Origin of the sequence: Bartonella sp. P0282 (assembly GCF_048452985.1) — a bacterium.
Taxonomy (GTDB): domain Bacteria; phylum Pseudomonadota; class Alphaproteobacteria; order Rhizobiales; family Rhizobiaceae; genus Bartonella; species Bartonella choladocola.
Genome location: NZ_WTFO01000001.1, coordinates 900467 through 919534 on the forward strand (window position 1 = coordinate 900467; position 19068 = coordinate 919534).

Genomic DNA, 19068 nt, shown 5'->3' on the forward strand with positions numbered 1-19068 from the left:
TATATAAAAAATAATTGTCGGAAACGGCAAATTGTTAAAAAGGAAGTCTAATTTTGGGAAAATATGGCAGATTCTCGGCAAGAAAAGTTAAAAACGACTTGTAATTTTCGTGGTGAAAGATATTTTAAAGAAAAGTCCTTGTTAAGAATAAGTTCTGGAATTTCAGAATTTGGTAAGGACGTTTATTAGGAATAGGGACATGATAATAGTTGTAGACGAACGTAAGCTGGTGACGGATGGTTATTCTGCCTTGTTCGCACGGGAGGGCATCTCGGCAACAGGTTTATCATCTGCCGATTTTGATGATTGGGTAGAAACTGCCCCCAAATCGGAAATGTCAGCAGTCGAAGCGATTCTTCTTGGCGATTGTAAAGATCGTATCGAATTGCCAAAGAAAATTCGTGCTCACTGCGACGCGCCCGTACTGGCTGTTACCGAAAACAATTCCCTTGAACAGACCTTGGCTTTGTTTCAGGCCGGAATTGACGACGTACTTCGTAAACCCATTCATGTCCGTGAAATTCTGGCTCGTGTTGCGGCAATTCGCCGTCGCATGGGGGGCGAGATCCGTAAATCGGATGCTGCAGTTGTTCTTGGGCCAATCAGTGTATTCAATGACGGACGCGATCCCAAGATCAATGGTGTAGACTTTGTCCTTCCCCGTCGCGAACGTCGCATTCTTGAATATCTGGTTGCCAATCACGGTCGGCGTGTAAACAAAACACAGATTTTCAATGCAATTTATGGTGTCTTTGACACAGATGTTGAAGAAAACGTTGTCGAGAGCCACATCAGTAAATTGCGTAAAAAATTGAAAGCAAAACTTGGAACCGATGTTATCGATTCAAAGCGCTTTCTTGGTTATAGTTTGAATATTGATTAATTTATCGCAACTCCACGCGATTTAAGCCTGCGTTTTCGCAGGCTTTTTTTTGGGCTTTATAAGGACAAATTTGTAAACCTTTTTCTTGAGACCGGTGCTTTGAAATTCTGCTCGTTCGTATCATTTTATTTTACTGTTCAGTCGGTTGATAAAGTTAAAAACACATGAGCCGATCAGCGTTCTATTCTTGGTTTCGAGTTGCCAGTTTGATTTGAACCGGAAAACGGGTTCAGTGCAGCATTTTGATGGGCAGGTTTGACACCAACAATCAGCTAACTTGCTTCAAAACTGTAATAACGCCAGCTTCGCGCAAGGAAACACTTCTATGTTGCAACTATGGTTCTCAACTCAAGGAGATAACAATGGGTATTTACGGTATGATGCGTACCGGCGTTGCAGGAATGAACGCACAGGCAAACAGACTGACAGGTGTTGCAGATAACGTCGCTAACGTTAGTACGGCTGGCTACAAACGGACGGATACCCAGTTTTCCGATCTGGTTATGCCATCAACACGTAATGCTTATCAGTCCGGTGGTGTCACGACAACTGTTCGCCATGATATTTCTATGCAGGGTGCGGGGCGCGGTACAGGAAAACCGGGCGATATCATGCTTGAAGGTAACGGTTTTTTCCGTGTTCAAGATGAATCCGGAACCGAGTATCTAACCCGTGCCGGTTCTTTCCAAAGAAATGGTCAAGGCTATTTGCAAAATGCAGCAGGATTTTATCTGCTGGATGAAACCGGCAAACGTGTCATGATTAAAGGTGGCGCGGGTGAATTGATGCAAGGTAAAGTGACCGAGAATATCAACCTGACCGCCAACTTACAGGCGGATAAAAAAGCAATCAAAAGAACAGGCGAGAATAAAGTAGATTTTGATCCCAAAAAGGAAGACACTTATAATTTTAAAAAATCTAAAACAATTTACGATGAACAAGGCACAGCTGTAGACGTTGATTTTTATTTTACAAAAACAGATGATAATACATGGGAAATAAAAACCTATGTTGGAGATACGAGTATAGCCTTGGCAACTAAAGATCAAAAAGGGAAAACCATTTTAGGACCTGACGGAAAACCGCAAACTGTAATAACTGGCCTTAAATTTGATAAAGACGGAAATCTGGCAGGCCTTGTTGACTCCAAAGGTAATACCATTGTTAAGCCCAATCTCGACACAAAAATTGGTCTTGACGTGCCTAATGTTAATAAAGAGGCAGGTACTAATAATGTAACAACTTTTTCTACAATGGTTAATCTTTATAATCCGGATAAAGATGGGAGAACAAGTTTGACACAGATTGGTGCCAACTTCACATTCGATGCCGAAGCAGATGGTTACGCCCCCGGTACTTATAAAGGCTTCAGTTTTGGAACAAACGGCGAAATACAGGTCAGCTATAGTAATAGTCAGATAAGAACAATCGGCACCGTTGGCCTTTCCACAGTGACAGCGCCTGACTCACTTATTCCTCTTACCGGAACAGTATTCCAGGCAGTACCGGAAGCTGGCGGGCAGACATTTGGTCATCCGGGTGAAGGTACATTCGGCGTTTTGAGAAGTGGTATGTTGGAAGAGTCAAACGCCGATATCGGTGATGAATTGACAGACATGATCGAAGCCCAGCGCAATTATACTGCGAACTCGAAAGTGTTCCAGACGGGGTCGGAAGTAATGGATGTTATTGTCAATTTGAAGCGTTAGGACTAACCTTACTTGAAACCGGCTAAATGGCCGATTACATGAGATAAAAGAAGGCTAAAATGACACTAGGTACAGCACTTTCTACAGCAAGAAATTCACTCAAGACATCGTCTGGACAGATGAGTGTTGTATCCCAGAATATTGGTAGTGCGCGTGACACGAACTATACCCGTCGCACTACCCATGTCCTATCTGGTGCTAATGGCATGGTGAGTTCCAAGCTTATTCGGGATGATAATCCCGAACTTCTTGGAAACTACCTTCTCAAGTCGAGTCAATCGGCCGCGGCTGCGGCTATAAATGACGGGGCAACACAGCTCTCGAACATCTACGGTACAAACGACTTTGAAAATTCTCCGTCGCGTTTGCTTGATGATTTCAAAAAAGCTTTGCAGTTCTACGCCAATAATCCAAGCCAAAGAACAGCCGGTGACGCTGCTATTGACAAGGCAAAAGATCTTGCCAACAGTTTGAATGCCGGTTCCAAAGCAATTGATAAAATACGCACCGACACAGATAGCGAGATCAAGGATTCTGTTGATCATATCAATGATCTTTTAAAGCAATTCCAGCAAGTTGAAAAAGAAATTGCCAATGAAAAAGGGTCGGGGCGCGACGGCTATGCCTATATGGATCAACGTGATGCAATTCTGAAAGAATTGTCTCAGGAAATAGGTATAACAACTGTTACCCATCCTGATGGCTCAATGTCGATCTACGGCATGGATGACAGCACACTTTATGACAAGGTACCACGTCAGGTTTCATATTCTCCAAGCGGACCATTAGTGGCAGGAAAAGCGGGTAGCCCTGTCCTTGTTGATGGCGTTCCTCTTTCGCATGATGCTTTTAATTCTCCTAACGGTTCTGGCAAGCTTGGCGGTTTGCTGAAAGTTCGTGATGAAATTGCGCCGCAATATCAAAAACAACTTGATGAAATAGCAAATGCGCTGACCGATATTTTTAAAGGGCCTCCCGCTCTATTCGAGGGAGGTGACGAAACTAACGTTACCGGAACGGCGGGTAGAATTAGCGTTAATCCGGAATTTGATAGCAATACGGTTGACGGTGGTCCGGAAAAGCTCGGTAACGATATTCAGAAACTGATCGACAATTTGGATAAACCCCGTAATTTCGGTAAAGATACAGGGCTTGATAATACTCAAAGCATCACGTCTTACAGTAAGCAATCTTTGTCATGGATGGAAGGCGTACGCCAGTCCGCAACTTCGGATAACGAATATAAAAGCACAATGTTCAGCCGTGCGGGCGAAGCTTTGTCTAATGAAACGGGCGTAAATACCGATGATGAAATGGCTCTGATGCTTCAATTAGAGCAGACTTATTCAGCAACTGCGCGTATCATAACGACGGTCGGCAAAATGTTGGATGACTTGATGAGTGCGGTAAGATAGGTGTGAAATGAAAATTAACTCGATTTCTACTTATGTATTGAATAATTCGCAACGTTCGATTGTCTCGCAAGCGCAGTCAGAGCTTGATGAAGCAAGTTATGAGGCCGCAACACAACGGATCAGGGATCCCGGCTTGAAACTTGGTCGTCAGACGGGCCGTTTTGTTGAAAATGAAAATCAGATTTCAACATTGCAAGGATTGAAAGATAGCAACAATTTGGCAGCGCAGCGTATGGCTTCGGCACAAACGGCTCTGCAAAGTCTGGTAGAAGCAAGCAGCAAGGATAAACCCGGTGGTAGCCTTATCCAGTTTAATAAAGCGCTGATGGGCGACAGTGTTTCTGCAACTCCGGCAACCATGCAATCTGCTGCACAAACGGCGCTCGACTCTTTCGTCTCGGCGATGAATACGAGCTATAATGGTGAATATGTCTTTGGCGGCACCAATACCAGTCAGCCACCGTTCGATTATTATAAGGCGGGGAGCAATACCGGCACGAGCAAAATTGTGCAAGATACGTTCAGAGATTATTTCGGCTTTAACGTGGATGATCCTCAGGTGGCCAATATTTCTGCCGATGACATGAAATCTTTCATCGATGGACCATTCAGTAAGCTTTTTGATGATCCGAGTTGGAATACAAATTTTTCACGTGCCAAAGATGGCGAAGTGATGAGACGCATTTCACCCAGCGGTGAAAATGCCGATATTTCGGCAAGCGCCAATGATGCGGGCTTCCGTCAGGCTATGAAAAATATGATTCTTGTGGCCGAGTTCGGTAATATCGGATTATCTTCGGCAGCTCAGGGGACAATTTCCGATCGCGCACGGGCTTCTTCGAATAACCAATCGACGGGTAGTGCTGTTAACGAGATTATTACGTCGGCGTCCAATCTCGGTAATTCGCAAAGTCGCGTCACCAATGCCACTAATCATATTAATGCACAGCTCAGTATTTTGAACCAGACACGCAATGACATGATTGGTGCTGATCCGAGCGAAGCAAGTGCGAAGATGATCCAGCTTCAGAACGTATTACAAATTTCATACACTATGACAGCCCGGATCGCTAAAATGACTTTGGCTGATTATATTTAATTTAATCCTTTAGGGGTAAGTTGAATAATACGGATGTAAAATCTGGGGAATTTTGATGTATCAGATGCGGTACGAAGATGTAATGGAAGACGATCAGATGGGAGCGCGTGAGCGCGAAAGCATTCTGTTCGATCGTTGTATAAAAATGCTACGTGCTGCCCAAAAAGCCGGGCCGGGAACTCGTGAAACTTATGAAGCAGTAGCTTTTACACGTAAGTTATGGATTATTTTGATTGAAGACTTGGGGCTGGCGGAAAATGCACTACCGACAGAGCTTAAGGCGTCTCTGATTTCTATTGGTTTCTTTATTTTGAAGGAAATTCAGAGATTGGAAAATGGGGAAACAGCAGACTTCGATGCTTTGGTGGAAATCTCTGAATCCATCAGGGACGGTCTTGCTACAAATCCGGAGAAGAGTGAAAATGACTGATAAAACGATGCATATTACGTTGCGGCCGAATGAAAAGATTTACTTGAACGGTGCTGTTTTACGCCCTGATCGTAAGGTTACACTGGAACTTTTGAATGATGCAACCTTCCTTCTTGAAGCTCACGTCATGCAGGCGGAAGATACAAATACACCGTTAAAGCAGCTTTATTTTACTGCACAGGTGATGCTGATCGATCCCGATACAGCCGACAAGACAGTGATGATTTTCATTGAAATGCTTGGCAAAATGCTACGCACTTACAATGATCCGATCATTCTGGAAGGCCTGCGCAAATGCATTGATTTGACCGAACAAGACAAGATTTTTGACGTTTTGAAAGTTATCCGCGGATTGTTCGACAGAGAAGCAACCATAATGGGCAAAAAGCCTGCGGTTGAAAAGGAACAAAAAACCGCCTGATGTTAGGAGAAAGTTCATGACCATAAGTGCTGTAGACAATAATACATCAAGCCTTATGAAATATACTCCGGCAACCAATTCGGCTGCCGGAAAGTCCGCCGCAGCCACATCCAACTTTGCTTCAGAAACGCAAGCTGCATCCGACATGGATAATACGTCGAAGACAAATACATATGCTTCGACAAATACAAATACTTCGACAACATCAACAACGTCTTCAACTTCTGGTACGAGTAGTACAACTTCTTCCGAGAATACCACTGGAAGCAGCAGTACAACTACCAAGACGCCGAATGCAGATTATAATACTTTCATCAAGTTGCTTATTGCCCAGATGAAAAATCAGGATCCGACCAAACCAATGGATTCGACGGAATTTGTTTCACAATTGGCAAGTTTTTCGGCTGTCGAGCAGCAACAGCAGACAAATACCAAGCTTGATACAATGGCACAATCGCTCAAGAACATTATGGTTGATGGGCCAATTTCCCGTGCGGAAGGTTATGTTGGAAAATATCTTTCATATACTGATGAAAAAGGCGTTGTAACTTCCGGTACTGTCCAGTCGGTTACAATTTATAGCGACGGTTTGATCGCCAAACTTGATAATGGAAAAGACTTGCTTATCGGGCCCGGCGTTACGGTCATGAATAGTCAACCGAAACAAGCTTGAATTTTGTTGCGGGAGCTTGAGAATGAATGAAGCCGATGCCGTCGATATGGTAACAGCCGCAGTATGGACCGTTTTGGTAGCAAGCGGTCCAGCCGTTGGTGCGGCTATGGCAATCGGCATTGTTATCGCTCTATTTCAGGCTTTGACGCAAATTCAGGAAATGACGTTAACTTTTATTCCTAAAATCGTTGTGATTTTTGTGGTTCTTGCTTTGACCGCTTCATTTGTAGGCGGCCAAATCTATTCATTTACCCAACTTGTTTATGGACGTATTGAAACCAGTTTCTAATTCCGATTGGTTGAAACTTGAACTATTGCAATGGCTTCAATGGTTTCAATTTTTTGGGTAGAACCGGAAATGGTTGCTATTCGGGCAATCCGGTCGGTAATATTGGCGCGACAAACAAACGGAAAACATTGATTGAGTTGGATCCGCTTTCAGCTTTCTTTATGCTGTCGGCCGTTTTGATGTCGTTCTGTAAGTTGGATAACTTCTCTCTTGGCAACGCCCGTCTCGATGTAGATTTTCTAACCAATTTCCGTGGATGGTCTTGAACGGCAACCGGTCTTCAATGAGCGAGAAAACCGGAATGGGTGAGAAAACCGGAGTGGAAATGATTACTATTACTGTCAAGATGTTGTAATGGTTACACGTATTTTCTACCGGTATAATGGTAACTGACTATCCGGTCTCTATTCCATAATGAGGTGTTATCAATATTATCGAGCGATTTTATCTATATAAATTTGATAATTCGGAATGAAATAAACCGAAGGAGAATCCCTCTTTAGCTAATTTATAGTTTTCACCAATATAAATATTGTAATCCGCTATCTATGCTGACGTTTGAGCAATGCGGTTTTGATAAAAATCGACACACAATTTGAATTTATTTATATCCGATATAGTCAGAAATAAGAATAATTTTTAAAAAAAATTTAAAAACACTATTCAAATATTTCAAATAAAAAGACAATCATAAATAAAAAATTGTTCAAAAAATCATTTTTTTAACTGAAGACAATAACAGAATGCAATTTTTCTCTAAAGTTTTATAAGCGGGCGTAACCCATCTTGATTATTATATTTGTTAGAGGGATGAGATTTCAAGCAGTATTCGAGGGAACGATTTCAGGAAAATTTAGTAAACGTGCAGCTAAATAGGATTAGGCAAAAAATTAAAAATGGAAATAACGCCTATAGCAATTATTTCCATATTTATCAGGCTCATTCAGTCGTTATTTTTAAGGAAATTAAATATTTTCCTTCAATGTGTCGTTCTTGACGACATTGTTATCAATTTCAGGCTGATAGTCAGAATTTCCCGAACCGGCTTCCACATTTCCGGCGTTATCCGGCAAATTTTGTAAAGCATCATGAGATGCGCTATCAGTTCCTACACTGCTATTCTTTTTATCGGCAGCTTTTACATCCGAAGGCAAATGCGGCAAACGTCCGTTGTTTTTCGACGTCGTCTTTGTATCATTTATTTTGCCACTATTATCTGCATGAACGCCCTTGGCAAGACGATCGTCTGTTGTTCCATCCGTATTTGTAACATCACCCGTATTATCGAATGACATTACTTTATTGTCTTCATTATCAGGAACCTTGATTGTTTGACCATCAATCCCTTTAACTTTCTTGCCATCGGCTTTCGACAAGCTGTCAGTTGCTTCGTTACTATTTACAGCATCATCGGATTGCCTTTGGACAGCCTCGAAAAGCTTCTCCATTTCGGCCCGTGCTTCTTCAAGATTTTTCTGATGCAGGGCTTCTTGAGACGCCGTTTGCTGTTCTTTTATCAGCTCGGTAATATGAGCCATGATTTCAGCGACACTCGCAGAGATCGGATAATGCGGCCGCGGTTCGACCATAGGAATTTGCTCCACAACCGAGTCGGTCCGAGCCGTCTTAGTTGATGGCACCGCTACTTGCACTGTCGTCAACGAACGGGTGCCTGATGTAGCATCAACCGGTTGCATAATTACTCTCCAAAAACTATCAACAAGCTCCAATCTTCATGATTTTTCTTGTTCCGTTTCGAGCTTCTCATAAGCCTATTTGGCATCATATTCTATTTTACGGAAAAAAGCAAGAATTCTTAGTAATTCCCGTTTTTATGAAGAAATAAAAGAATCAAATGCGGTCGGTCAGCAATAAGCCAATCCCCTGTTGCTAAATGACAATACAAACCGTTAAAAATTGTATTCATTTAATCAGGATATTATATCGTGCTTTATCTTGCTATTCAAAACAATTTTTCCCGATCTATTATAGGCGAATATCTTAACGCTATTGTTCGTATATTTAGATTTGCCCGTATAATGATTATTTTAGTCGCCCCGAATGTGTTTTGAAAATTGATGTCGAGACGGCAGTAAACCGGTTTGCGACCATTATCACCCCATACGTTCGGAAGCATAACTTCCAGGAGTGGCCGGAAATACGACGGTGCGATTGTCGTTGATGAAAACACGATGATGGATATGTGCGTGAATTGCCCGTGCTAAAACTTGAGCTTCGACATCTCTACCAAGTGCAACATAATCGTCGGCATTCTGTGCATGTGTGACACGAACAATATCCTGCTCGATTATCGGTCCTTCATCAAGATCGGCTGTTACGTAATGTGCGGTTGCACCGATTATCTTTACACCGCGTTGAAAGGCTTGCTTATAGGGATTAGCGCCCTTGAAACTCGGTAAAAAAGAATGGTGAATGTTAATAATCTGTCCGGACATTTCTTTGCATAAGCGATCTGACAGGATTTGCATGTAACGGGCAAGCACCACCAATTCGGTATGTGTTTCGGTGATGATTTCAAACAGGCGATCTTCGGATTCCTGTTTGCGGTCTTTGTGGACAGGAATATGGTAAAAAGGCAGGTCATTATTGACAACCAATTTCTGATAATCAAGATGGTTGGAAATGACCCCGACGATGTCAATCGGCAGCGCACCTATTCTCCAGCGGTAAAGCAAGTCGTTCAGACAATGTCCGAACTTGGAAACCATGATGAGCACTTTCATGCGTTCGCTCGAATCGAAGAAATGGGCGTCCATCGAAAATTCCCGCGCAATAGGCTGGAAGCTTTGTTCAAGGTCATGAATATTTTTTCCGCCTTCGCTATCAAAACCGATGCGACAGAAAAATTTTCCCGAAATCGGGTCGTCAAACTGGGAACTATTGACAATATTACACGTGTTTTTTGCCAAAAATGTAGAAATAGCGGCGACTATACCCCGCTTTGCAGGACAAACTACAGTTAACACAAAGCTCGACATTGTCATTTAATCAAGGTTTCCTATCAGCCGGTTTTGAATATTTCAACGATTTGGAAGTTGGTTACTCTCGTCTTTAAGTAGAGATTATGAATATAAGGTTATTTTTGTTTTTTCCATGAATGACAGAACCCTCTCTTTTTTCATTATCTTTTTTCGAGCGTTTGTTGAAATAACATGGAAATTGTCGCCTTAACGATATAAAATATCGGAAATTCCCTCGCATGATGGAACGGGAAATTTTAAGTCTTTCAGGCGTATCCAATTTGTCTTCAAGTAAAAATACAGGGTGGTTTGTGGCGGTTGTCGGACCGAGTGGTGCGGGAAAAGACACAATCATCAATGCTGTCCGTAAGATTGTGAAAGATCAACCCGATTTTTTGTTTGTACGTCGAACAATTACACGAAAAGCGGGAATATCCGGCGAAGCTCTACAAGCCGGAACCAAGATAAACATAGGCAATGAAGACAATATAGCCGTTTCGGAAGACGAATTTTTGAAGCTATCAAAAAACCATGCATTTTCCATGGAATGGTTTGCTCATGGAATTCATTACGGTTTGCCGAAGAATATTGCCGATAATATTAAACGGGGCAAAATTGTCATAGCAAATATTTCCCGTGAATATCTGGAAGCGGCAAAACAGATGTTCGGACGTATTTTTGTTGTGGAAGTCAATGCGGACATTTCAATTTTAAGAAAACGACTCATCATGCGAAACAGAGAGCAAGCGGAGGATATAAAAGAAAGATTGGGGCGTGCGAATGTGGCAATCCATTTGCCTGTAGGGGCGGGGTATTGCTATATTGATAACTCCGACAATTTGCAGCACGCGGTTGATAAATTGCTATCGGTTCTTGAAACTTTGGCAGCCGGAAAAATACCCGATATTTCCGATAAGGCGAGGTCAAGCAAAAATAGATAAAATAACCTTTTTGTTTTTCTCGTATAGTTTCTGATGCAAGCCTTTTATTGTCAAAAACTCTTTTGAAAGAAAATGCCGTTTTGCCATAAGTTATTGAAATGGCAATGACCGGTATTTTTCGCAACTTTTTCCCGCCGCAAACCGATGTCACTATCACGCGTCAGGTTGAATCATCGGGATAAGCGGGTTCTCGCCCTGATGTCGATTAATATCCTGAAAATTGCAGAAAAATTATTTCCGGAAAAATCCCCGCGGGGAATTGGAGGCGTTAGACAGGCCTCCGCCCCGATGCCGGAAGTTTAATGCCCGACAAATCGAACCGGTTATTCCGGCTCGCCTTTATCCGGTTCACTGGTAAACAGATTTTCACCGACGACATCTCTGTCCTCGTCACTCAAGGGATTTTCTATATCTTCCTGCCTTTTGTTGCGTGGGCGGAATTCACCATTATCTTCGCCGGTCACGTCATCAAAAATATCAACCGTATCGACCGGACCATTTTTTTCGTCATCCTGTTCGTCGATTTTTTCAACGTCTACTACTTTTACATGTTTGTGCTTATCGTCATTGGTCATTGTAAAATTTCCTGTATTCTTTCGTCCGTTTAGATGTGTGGTCAAAGTGGGTAGACTGCAAGATTAGCCCATTTTTTTATTAGATAAGTAAATGGAGCAAATTTCAACTGCGGCAATTTACCGTTCATTTTGGAAAAGCGCATCAATAAATGAGAATAGTGGTTGTTCCAGAGCCTCTTCAAATACCATTTACGAAATTGGCGTCTCGCTCGAAAAAATGGTTGAAGACTTCAAAATTCAAGGGTGAAAATTCGACAATTCCGACAAGTGATGCATAAGCCGCAGATAATGCATAAACCGCAGATTATTGTTCTGAAAACTGTCTAACCACTTCCGCAAAATGTTGAACCGTAAAGCTGTGGAACGCTCGAAAAGTCAAGTTTTAAAAGGAAATATTGGCTGGGGAACCTGGATTCGAACCAGGACTGACGGAGTCAGAGTCCGCAGTTCTACCGTTAAACTATTCCCCAGCATTTCTGCTTCAAGCGAGAACAGCATGGCTTTTAACATATCCAGTTCAAGATACAAGCCTAAACTTGAGAAAATAATTTTGCGGGTCAACAATCTCTCGATCGGCGAAAACTTGCCATCAACAACAAGCGGGATGCATTGCCGGAAAATCCGGTATCTTTTTTCAAACACATCATCAATCGACAATCTTGCAATTTTTAAAAAAATGAAGAAGGGCGTCTCCGGCTATTGGTAAAAACGACTAACGCTGTTACATTATAGGTAACGATAGCTCATGAAGTGTCCATTGCGAGAAAATGTCTCCTTGGCACTTTGAAGGAAAGATAAAGATGACTCCGTTGATCGACAACCCGAAAGGGTCGGAACGGGGAAAGCCTGGCGGAGATGGTGCGAAAGGTTTGCACGACCGCTTGGAAAGGCACGAAGATGGTGGCACGGTGCCGCCTTTAGCAGGGTCTTTTGCTGTTCCCTCATCCAAGAAGAAGCGCGCGAAACGGCGCCAAAAAGGTAGATTACGCGAGCATGGCGAAAGCTCATATGAAGGTGGAGCTGAAAAAGTCCATCATAGTAAAAAACGTTCGCGCAAAACGCCAATATTGACCAAACCACAAGGTGATGATGCCCGGTCGAAACGTGAGACAAAAAGCGTTCTCGCAAATGATGTCAATATACATAGTCATCCGTCGCGCGCTCGCGCGCAGAAAGTTCCGCTTTATGCGGCACTTGATCTTGGTACCAATAATTGTCGTTTACTAATAGCTGCTCCAACGAAACCCGGCCATTTTCATGTCATTGACGCATTTTCGCGTATTGTGCGTTTGGGGGAAGGTTTGGCACGGACAGGTCGCCTTAATGAAAACGCGATGGAACGGGCTATCGAAGCACTCAAAGTTTGTCGTTTGAAACTCGATCAACGAAAAATAAGGCGGTGTCGTCTCATTGCTACAGAAGCATGCCGATCGGCAGAAAACGGAAAAGTTTTTATCGAACGGGTTGCACGGGAAACAGGAATCAATCTTGAGATTATTGATCGCGAAACAGAAGCGCGATTGGCCGTTGCGGGTTGCGGCACGCTAGTCGAAGAAGATACCGATGCAATTGTCGTTTTTGACATAGGCGGAGGTTCATCCGAAATTGTTTTGATCGACCGGTCGAAGAAACGGTCGCCGCGACTGGCTGAACATATTATTGCATGGACATCGTTACCTGTTGGCGTCATTACTTTGGCCGAACGTTTTGGCGGGGAAAATGTCTCTGTCGATGATTTTGAAAAAATGAAAGATTATGTTCGCTCTTTGCTAAAAGGTTTTAAAGGACGCGATAAATTGGGTGCTTTGGCGAAAAGCCCCCATTTTCATTTACTCGGAACTTCCGGCACAGTGACAACGCTTGCCGGAATCCATCTGGAACTTGCAAAATATGACCGTCGTCTGATCGACGGTATTTGGCTTAAAAATGATGATGTCGAACGTATGACCAAACGGTTGCTTTCGTGGAATTTGGCCGAACGCGTCGCAAACCCGTGTATTGGCCATGACAGGGCCGATCTGGTGCTTGCCGGTTGCGCTATCCTTGACGTTATCAGGGAAGAATGGCCAGCCGAACGTTTGCGGGTGGCTGATCGTGGTTTGCGTGAAGGGATATTGACCGAATTGATGTCACGCGATGGAGCCTGGCGCAAACGCCGTCATCTGAACGAGCGGTTTTATCTGCGGAAAAATCATGGAAGTGAACGTTTATGACAACAAAAAGGACAGGTGCACATGCAGGCGGGCGGGGTGGAGCCGGTACGCATGAACTCCACACAAGAGTGAAAAAGAAAGCCGGAACGATAAAAGCTTCCTCACGGCGGTGGCTTGAACGTCACCTGAACGACCCTTATGTGCATCAATCGAAAATTGACGGTTATCGTTCACGGGCAGCGTATAAACTTATCGAAATCAATGAACGGTATCATCTTTTGAAAAAAGGCCAGAAGATTATTGATCTTGGTGCAGCTCCGGGTGGGTGGTGTCAGGTGGCAGCCAATATTGTCGGCTCCACCAACGATCATCCTTCTGTCGTCGGTATTGATTATCTCCATGTAGACCCGTTACCGGGTGTTACAATGCTGGAAATGGATTTTCTCGATGATACTGCGCCCCAAAAGCTTATGGATGCGTTAGGTGCGAAACCTGATCTTGTCATATCCGATATGGCAGCACCAACGATCGGCCACAAGCAAACCGATCATATCAGGACAATTCACCTTTGCGAGGTTGCCGCAGATTTTGCTATATCGGTTTTGAAGCCGGGCGGGCATTTTCTTGCCAAAACCTTCCAAGGCGGGGCAGAAAATGAATTGCTGACAACGCTTAAACAGAATTTTAAAAAAGTCTATCATGTCAAACCGCCGGCAAGCAGGGCTGAATCAGTGGAACTTTATTTGTTGGCCTATGAGTTTAAAGGTAAACCGGCCTGAGCCGGTTTATCCGACTGTTGCGTGAAGCATTTGTTGTTCCGGAAAAGCGCTATAAAATCGGTTTTTTGAAAAACGGTTGGTATGAAACTTTTTTCTTCAATCCAATCGGAAAAAGGTCGGCAAACCAAAAAGTATAAACAATAATGCTGAAATCATCGGGTTTATCTTCTTTTTTTGAATGCCTGTCCAATTGGTAGCGGATATTGAAATTAGGCGAATTTTTCATCCCGCTTTAAAAAGCAGGGCAAATCCGGCATTTATGACGATTGGCAAGATTACTAAAACTTATAAAACCGGTAGCAGCAAAAAGGTGTCTCATAATCCGCTTCTCTTCGCCGAAATCACTGATTGTGCTGACTTTTTGCCTGTAATTGACAAAACGGGCAAGTCAAATATTTCCCCATCTATCAATTATGTTGTCTCTATGGCGTTGTTTGAAACTTTGCGCTATGAGAAGAGCCAAGACCAACGAAGAGTATGAATAATGAAATTTCTCGATCAGGCGAAAGTTTATATCCGTTCCGGAGATGGCGGAGCAGGTGCAGTTTCTTTCCGGCACGAGAAGTTTCTCGAATTTGGCGGGCCGGATGGTGGCGACGGTGGTCGTGGCGGCGATGTCTTTGCGGTTGCAGTCGAGGGGCTCAATACATTGATAGATTATCGCTATCAGCAGCATTTCAAGGCTAAAACCGGTATGCATGGCATGGGGCGCAACATGACAGGCGCCAAAGGCGCCGATGTTATATTGAAAGTACCGGTCGGCACGCAAATTTTTGAAGAAGATAATCAAACGCTGATTTGCGATTTGACAAAGGTCGGGCAAAAATTCTGTCTGGCGAAGGGGGGGAATGGCGGTTTTGGCAATCTTCATTTTACCACTTCAACCAATCGGGCGCCCCGTCGTGCCAATCCCGGACTTGAAGGTGTCGAACGTACTCTATGGTTACGTTTGAAATTGATTGCCGATTGCGGACTTGTCGGCCTTCCGAATGCCGGAAAGTCGACTTTTCTTGCCTCTGTTACCGCTGCAAAACCCAAAATTGCCGATTATCCGTTTACGACATTGCATCCCCATCTTGGAGTGGTGCGTATTGACGGGCGTGAATTTGTTCTTGCGGATATTCCCGGTCTTATAGAAGGCGCCCATGAAGGTATCGGCATTGGTGACCGGTTTTTGGGGCATGTCGAACGTTGTCGGGTTTTGCTCCATCTTGTTTCTGCTCAGGAAGAGGATGTCGTCAAGGCGTATGAGATTATCCGCGAGGAACTTGCAGCCTATGGTCACGGGCTTTCGGAAAAACCGGAAGTTGTTGCTTTGAGCCAAATTGATATTCTTGATGAAGAAACAAAACAGACAAAACAAAAACAACTTGAACAAAAATCAGGGAAAAAAGTCCACCTGTTATCTGCAGTCACACATGAGGGAACCGAAACTGTGTTGCGTTCCATTGCGCGGATTATCGAAGAAAGTCGCAAAGAGGATTCAGAAAGAGCAGCCGGGGAATAGAGATTTATGGTGCAGGAACTAAAAAAGCTCGATCAATATAAGCGGATTGTTGTCAAAATCGGATCAGCTCTTCTTGTCGATCGCAAGCACGGTCTGAAAGTCGAATGGCTTGAAAGTCTGATTAATGATGTAGCCGGATTGGAAAAAAAAGGGGTCGAGATTCTTTTGGTATCCTCTGGCGCTATTGCCTTGGGGCGCACATTGTTGAAATTGCCTTCAGGTTCGCTTAAACTCGAACAAAGTCAGGCTTGCGCGGCAATCGGTCAGATCGAGCTTGCCAAAGCCTATGGCGCGGCACTTTTACACCATGGCTTGATGACCGGGCAGATTCTTCTCACCCTCGTTGATACGGAAGAGCGCCGCCATTATCTCAATGCAAGGGCGACAATCAATACATTGCTGAATTTGGGTGCTGTTCCTGTTGTTAACGAGAACGATACGGTTGCAACCGGTGAAATCCGTTATGGCGATAATGATCGTCTGGCAGCACGCGTTGCCACAATGATGGGAGCCGATCTCCTTATTCTTTTGTCCGATATTGACGGCCTTTATTCTGCACCGCCGCATCTTGACGACCATTCGCAGTTCATTCCCTATATCAGGGCGATTAATCCCGCCATTGAAAAAATGGCAGGGCAGGCTGCGTCCGAATTATCGCGGGGGGGGATGAAAACAAAACTTGAAGCAGGAAAAATTGCCAATCAATCCGGAACGGCCATGATTATTACATCGGGCAAACGCCTCAATCCCCTGGCTGCTATTGATCGTGGCGAGAGAGCGAGTTTTTTTGCAGCGAGCGAAAAGCCCGTCAGTGCATGGAAAACATGGATTTCCGGTCAGCTTGATCCATCGGGTACATTGACGATTGACGAGGGAGCTGTCCGTGCCTTGAAAAGAGGAAAATCGCTTCTTGCCGCAGGCGTTATTGCCCTTGAAGGTAATTTCCATCATGGCGATACGGTGGCGATCGTCGACAAGGACAATCAGGAAATAGCACGAGGCCTTGTAAGTTATGATCGGGAAGAGGCCAATCGTATTATCGGACTGAAAAATTCCGAAATAGAAACGGTTCTGGGTTACGAACCAAGATCGGCGATGGTTCATCGCAATGACATGGTTTTGCGGAATTAGCCTGAATGACTTTAACGGTCATGTTTTATACGTTAAGCGGGTTATATTTTTAAACCGGCTCAAGAATAATTGTGCTTATATTTATATTGAGTTATCGGCTTTGATGTGTCTAACTACCGGATGACATGTGTTTAATTAAGGGAAGCGTTTCATGACAAGTTTGCATGACAGTCTGTTGAAGATGGGGAAAGATGCCCGTTCGGCTGCCCGAACGCTGGCGCTTACCCCCTCGCACCAGAAGACGCAAGCGCTTGAAGCTATCGCAAAAAATATCCGCGATTTTAAAGATAATATATTGTCGGCCAATGCCAAAGATATAGAAAACGCACGAAAAAATGGCATGAGTGCGGCTCTTGTCGACAGGCTGTTGTTGGATGAAAAACGTGTTTTGTCGATCGCTGATGCTGTTCATACAATTGCCAATCTTCCTGATCCTGTTGGCGAAATTATGAGCGAATGGAAGCGCCCGAACGGGTTACAAATCCAGCGCGTTCGCACACCGCTTGGCGTGATAGGCGTTATTTATGAGAGCCGGCCCAATGTGACTGCCGATGCAGGTGCTTTATGTCTGAAAGCGGGAAATGCTGTTATTCTGCGCGGTGGTTCCGACAGTTTCCTGTCATCCAAAGCCATTCATGAAGCAATGGTTGCAGGTTTGAAGTTTGCAAATCTTCCTGAAAAATCAATCCAGTTTGTCGACACAGTCGATCGTGATGCGGTGGGTGAATTGCTTACCGGACTTGATGGCAATATCGACGTTATTGTTCCCAGAGGCGGCAAAAGTCTTGTTGCACGTGTGCAACGGGAAGCACGCGTTCCTGTGTTTTCGCACCTTGAAGGTTTGTGCCATATCTATATTGATAAATCTGCCGATCTGGATATGGCAAAGAAGATCGTCATTAATGCAAAATTACGCCGCACAGGGATATGTGGTGCCGTTGAAACCATTCTTGTTGACAGGAAAATTGCCGACAAGATTGTGCCGGTTATTATTGCACTGCAACAGGCAGGCTGCGAAATACGTGCAAGCGAAGATCTCGTTGATAAAATTCCCGGTGCCAGATTGGCGACAGAAGCAGACTGGTCAACCGAATATCTTGACGCCATTGTATCAATCAAGACAGTAGAGGGTGTTGAGGGTGCTATAGAGCACATCAACCGTTATTCATCCCACCATACGGAATCGATTATTGCCGAAGATAAAAGGGCGGTTGAACTGTTTTTCAAAAGTCTTGATTCAGCTATACTTATGCACAATGCATCGACACAGTTTGCCGATGGTGGCGAGTTCGGTTTCGGTGGAGAAATCGGTATTGCAACGGGCAAAATGCATGCACGTGGTCCGATCGGTGTCGAACAATTGACGACATTTCAATATCATGTCAACGGTAACGGACAGATACGCCCTTGAATGACGTTTTCCGATATGAAAACAAAATGCCGCATTGTGAAAGCGGCAACCGGATAGGCCTGTTTGGCGGGTCATTCAATCCGCCACATGAAGGGCATTTGCTGGTTGCCAAAATTGCGCTTCGCCGGTTGAAACTTGATGAATTATGGTGGATGGTGACGCCCGGAAACCTTCTGAAAGACAGAAGCGGGCTTTTGCCACTTCATGAAAGAATGCGGTTAAGTGCCGAACTTGTCGACAACCCGCGGATAAAAATTACCGGCTTTGAACAGTCGATCAAATCCTACACCTCTGTTACAACGCTTTCCTACATACTTGCCCGCCATCGCAATATCCGCTTTGTCTGGGTCATGGGTGCCGACAGTCTTGCGACATTTCACCAATGGCAGGAATGGAAGAAAATCGTCAATACCATTCCGATCGCTATTATCGACCGCCCTTCAGCTTCGATGTCGGCGCTTTTTTCACCTATGGCGGAAACATTCCGGAAATTCCGTGTTAAAGAATATGATGTAGCCGCATTGCCGTATAAAAAACCTCCCGCATGGGGATATATCCATGGCCGACGCTCTTTTGCGTCTTCAACCGACCTGCGGCAAAAACAGTCATCCAAGGGCTGAGAGACAACGTCGAAACGCTTCGGAAAATGCCGATTTTCCTTGAAAAAAAAC

19 protein-coding genes and 1 tRNA gene are annotated in these 19068 nt (G+C 44.1%); 16 read left to right on the top strand and 4 right to left on the bottom strand.

Features of this window, described 5'->3' with window-relative positions:
• Window positions 1-199 precede the first annotated feature (199 nt).
• From GQS64_RS04010 to fliQ, 8 genes are all read left to right on the top strand, one after another.
• Entirely contained in the window at window positions 200-883 is a 684-nt protein-coding gene (locus GQS64_RS04010) for a response regulator transcription factor (RefSeq protein ID WP_077991072.1), read from the top strand.
• A gap of 362 nt (window positions 884-1245) precedes the next feature.
• The gene (locus GQS64_RS04015; RefSeq protein WP_198230694.1) at window positions 1246-2592 is read left to right on the top strand and encodes a flagellar hook protein FlgE; all 1347 of its coding nucleotides are present in this window, start codon (window positions 1246-1248) and stop codon (window positions 2590-2592) included.
• A gap of 59 nt (window positions 2593-2651) precedes the next feature.
• Window positions 2652-4007, top strand: a complete 1356-nt coding sequence (gene flgK / locus GQS64_RS04020; protein WP_198230695.1) for a flagellar hook-associated protein FlgK — start codon at window positions 2652-2654, stop codon at window positions 4005-4007.
• A 7-nt stretch (window positions 4008-4014) separates the two neighbouring features.
• Window positions 4015-5106 (top strand): flagellar hook-associated family protein, encoded by a 1092-nt coding sequence (locus GQS64_RS04025; RefSeq protein WP_198230696.1) that lies wholly within the window; start codon window positions 4015-4017, stop codon window positions 5104-5106.
• A gap of 55 nt (window positions 5107-5161) precedes the next feature.
• Window positions 5162-5536, top strand: a complete 375-nt coding sequence (flaF, locus tag GQS64_RS04030; RefSeq protein ID WP_077991079.1) for a flagellar biosynthesis regulator FlaF — start codon at window positions 5162-5164, stop codon at window positions 5534-5536.
• Entirely contained in the window at window positions 5523-5957 is a 435-nt protein-coding gene (gene flbT, locus GQS64_RS04035; protein WP_369805206.1) for a flagellar biosynthesis repressor FlbT, read from the top strand. Before flaF ends, flbT begins: the two co-directional genes overlap by 14 nt.
• A gap of 16 nt (window positions 5958-5973) precedes the next feature.
• Window positions 5974-6630 carry a flagellar hook assembly protein FlgD gene (gene flgD, locus GQS64_RS04040; RefSeq protein WP_369805207.1) on the top strand — a complete coding sequence of 219 codons (657 nt, stop codon included), beginning with the start codon at window positions 5974-5976 and terminating at the stop codon, window positions 6628-6630.
• Window positions 6631-6652: 22 nt separating this feature from the next.
• The gene (gene fliQ / locus GQS64_RS04045) at window positions 6653-6919 is read left to right on the top strand and encodes a flagellar biosynthesis protein FliQ (RefSeq protein WP_077991086.1); all 267 of its coding nucleotides are present in this window, start codon (window positions 6653-6655) and stop codon (window positions 6917-6919) included.
• Between the two features lie 965 nt (window positions 6920-7884).
• Here the strand turns inward: fliQ and GQS64_RS04050 are convergent.
• Window positions 7885-8508: a hypothetical protein gene (locus GQS64_RS04050; RefSeq protein WP_198230697.1), complete on the bottom strand. Its 624-nt coding sequence runs from the start codon at window positions 8506-8508 to the stop codon at window positions 7885-7887.
• 525 nt (window positions 8509-9033) lie between these two features.
• On the bottom strand, window positions 9034-9918 hold the full coding sequence (purU, locus tag GQS64_RS04055; RefSeq protein ID WP_198230889.1) for a formyltetrahydrofolate deformylase: 885 nt from the start codon (window positions 9916-9918) through the stop codon (window positions 9034-9036).
• A gap of 221 nt (window positions 9919-10139) precedes the next feature.
• On the opposite strand from purU, the gene phnN reads away from it, so the two are divergent.
• Window positions 10140-10841: a phosphonate metabolism protein/1,5-bisphosphokinase (PRPP-forming) PhnN gene (gene phnN, locus GQS64_RS04060; protein WP_198230698.1), complete on the top strand. Its 702-nt coding sequence runs from the start codon at window positions 10140-10142 to the stop codon at window positions 10839-10841.
• A gap of 323 nt (window positions 10842-11164) precedes the next feature.
• Here the strand turns inward: phnN and GQS64_RS04065 are convergent, their stop codons facing one another.
• Both GQS64_RS04065 and GQS64_RS04070 read right to left on the bottom strand, forming a co-directional pair.
• On the bottom strand, window positions 11165-11416 hold the full coding sequence (locus GQS64_RS04065) for a hypothetical protein (RefSeq protein ID WP_077991099.1): 252 nt from the start codon (window positions 11414-11416) through the stop codon (window positions 11165-11167).
• Window positions 11417-11812: 396 nt separating this feature from the next.
• Window positions 11813-11886 (bottom strand) — tRNA-Gln (locus GQS64_RS04070).
• A 330-nt stretch (window positions 11887-12216) separates the two neighbouring features.
• Between GQS64_RS04070 and GQS64_RS04075 the strand changes: the two genes are divergently transcribed.
• From GQS64_RS04075 to GQS64_RS04105, 7 genes are all read left to right on the top strand, one after another.
• Window positions 12217-13629: a Ppx/GppA phosphatase family protein gene (locus GQS64_RS04075; RefSeq protein WP_246798484.1), complete on the top strand. Its 1413-nt coding sequence runs from the start codon at window positions 12217-12219 to the stop codon at window positions 13627-13629.
• The gene (locus tag GQS64_RS04080; RefSeq protein WP_077991118.1) at window positions 13626-14348 is read left to right on the top strand and encodes an RlmE family RNA methyltransferase; all 723 of its coding nucleotides are present in this window, start codon (window positions 13626-13628) and stop codon (window positions 14346-14348) included. Before GQS64_RS04075 ends, GQS64_RS04080 begins: the two co-directional genes overlap by 4 nt.
• 190 nt (window positions 14349-14538) lie before the next feature.
• Window positions 14539-14829 carry a hypothetical protein gene (locus GQS64_RS04085; RefSeq protein ID WP_198230700.1) on the top strand — a complete coding sequence of 97 codons (291 nt, stop codon included), beginning with the start codon at window positions 14539-14541 and terminating at the stop codon, window positions 14827-14829.
• A gap of 3 nt (window positions 14830-14832) precedes the next feature.
• On the top strand, window positions 14833-15855 hold the full coding sequence (obgE, locus tag GQS64_RS04090; RefSeq protein WP_198230701.1) for a GTPase ObgE: 1023 nt from the start codon (window positions 14833-14835) through the stop codon (window positions 15853-15855).
• A gap of 6 nt (window positions 15856-15861) precedes the next feature.
• Window positions 15862-16986: a glutamate 5-kinase gene (gene proB / locus GQS64_RS04095; RefSeq protein WP_198230702.1), complete on the top strand. Its 1125-nt coding sequence runs from the start codon at window positions 15862-15864 to the stop codon at window positions 16984-16986.
• Window positions 16987-17137: 151 nt separating this feature from the next.
• A complete protein-coding gene (locus tag GQS64_RS04100; protein ID WP_198230703.1) occupies window positions 17138-18397 on the top strand; it encodes a glutamate-5-semialdehyde dehydrogenase in 1260 nt (419 codons plus the stop codon).
• Between the two features lie 26 nt (window positions 18398-18423).
• A complete protein-coding gene (locus tag GQS64_RS04105; protein ID WP_077994452.1) occupies window positions 18424-19017 on the top strand; it encodes a nicotinate-nucleotide adenylyltransferase in 594 nt (197 codons plus the stop codon).
• Window positions 19018-19068: the final 51 nt, after the last annotated feature.

Excerpts from the sequence above, each read along its gene's own strand:
- GQS64_RS04010 (WP_077991072.1), top strand. The coding sequence starts at position 200 with ATGATAATAGTTGTAGACGAACGTAAGCTGGTGACGGATGGTTATTCT.
- GQS64_RS04015 (WP_198230694.1), top strand. The coding sequence starts at position 1,246 with ATGGGTATTTACGGTATGATGCGTACCGGCGTTGCAGGAATGAACGCA.
- flgK (WP_198230695.1), top strand. The coding sequence starts at position 2,652 with ATGACACTAGGTACAGCACTTTCTACAGCAAGAAATTCACTCAAGACA.
- GQS64_RS04025 (WP_198230696.1), top strand. The coding sequence starts at position 4,015 with ATGAAAATTAACTCGATTTCTACTTATGTATTGAATAATTCGCAACGT.
- flaF (WP_077991079.1), top strand. The coding sequence starts at position 5,162 with ATGTATCAGATGCGGTACGAAGATGTAATGGAAGACGATCAGATGGGA.
- flgD (WP_369805207.1), top strand. The coding sequence starts at position 5,974 with ATGACCATAAGTGCTGTAGACAATAATACATCAAGCCTTATGAAATAT.
- fliQ (WP_077991086.1), top strand. The coding sequence starts at position 6,653 with ATGAATGAAGCCGATGCCGTCGATATGGTAACAGCCGCAGTATGGACC.
- GQS64_RS04050 (WP_198230697.1), bottom strand. The coding sequence starts at position 8,508 with ATGGTCGAACCGCGGCCGCATTATCCGATCTCTGCGAGTGTCGCTGAA.
- purU (WP_198230889.1), bottom strand. The coding sequence starts at position 9,918 with ATGTCGAGCTTTGTGTTAACTGTAGTTTGTCCTGCAAAGCGGGGTATA.
- phnN (WP_198230698.1), top strand. The coding sequence starts at position 10,140 with ATGATGGAACGGGAAATTTTAAGTCTTTCAGGCGTATCCAATTTGTCT.
- GQS64_RS04065 (WP_077991099.1), bottom strand. The coding sequence starts at position 11,416 with ATGACCAATGACGATAAGCACAAACATGTAAAAGTAGTAGACGTTGAA.
- GQS64_RS04075 (WP_246798484.1), top strand. The coding sequence starts at position 12,217 with ATGACTCCGTTGATCGACAACCCGAAAGGGTCGGAACGGGGAAAGCCT.
- GQS64_RS04080 (WP_077991118.1), top strand. The coding sequence starts at position 13,626 with ATGACAACAAAAAGGACAGGTGCACATGCAGGCGGGCGGGGTGGAGCC.
- obgE (WP_198230701.1), top strand. The coding sequence starts at position 14,833 with ATGAAATTTCTCGATCAGGCGAAAGTTTATATCCGTTCCGGAGATGGC.
- proB (WP_198230702.1), top strand. The coding sequence starts at position 15,862 with ATGGTGCAGGAACTAAAAAAGCTCGATCAATATAAGCGGATTGTTGTC.
- GQS64_RS04100 (WP_198230703.1), top strand. The coding sequence starts at position 17,138 with ATGACAAGTTTGCATGACAGTCTGTTGAAGATGGGGAAAGATGCCCGT.
- GQS64_RS04105 (WP_077994452.1), top strand. The coding sequence starts at position 18,424 with ATGCCGCATTGTGAAAGCGGCAACCGGATAGGCCTGTTTGGCGGGTCA.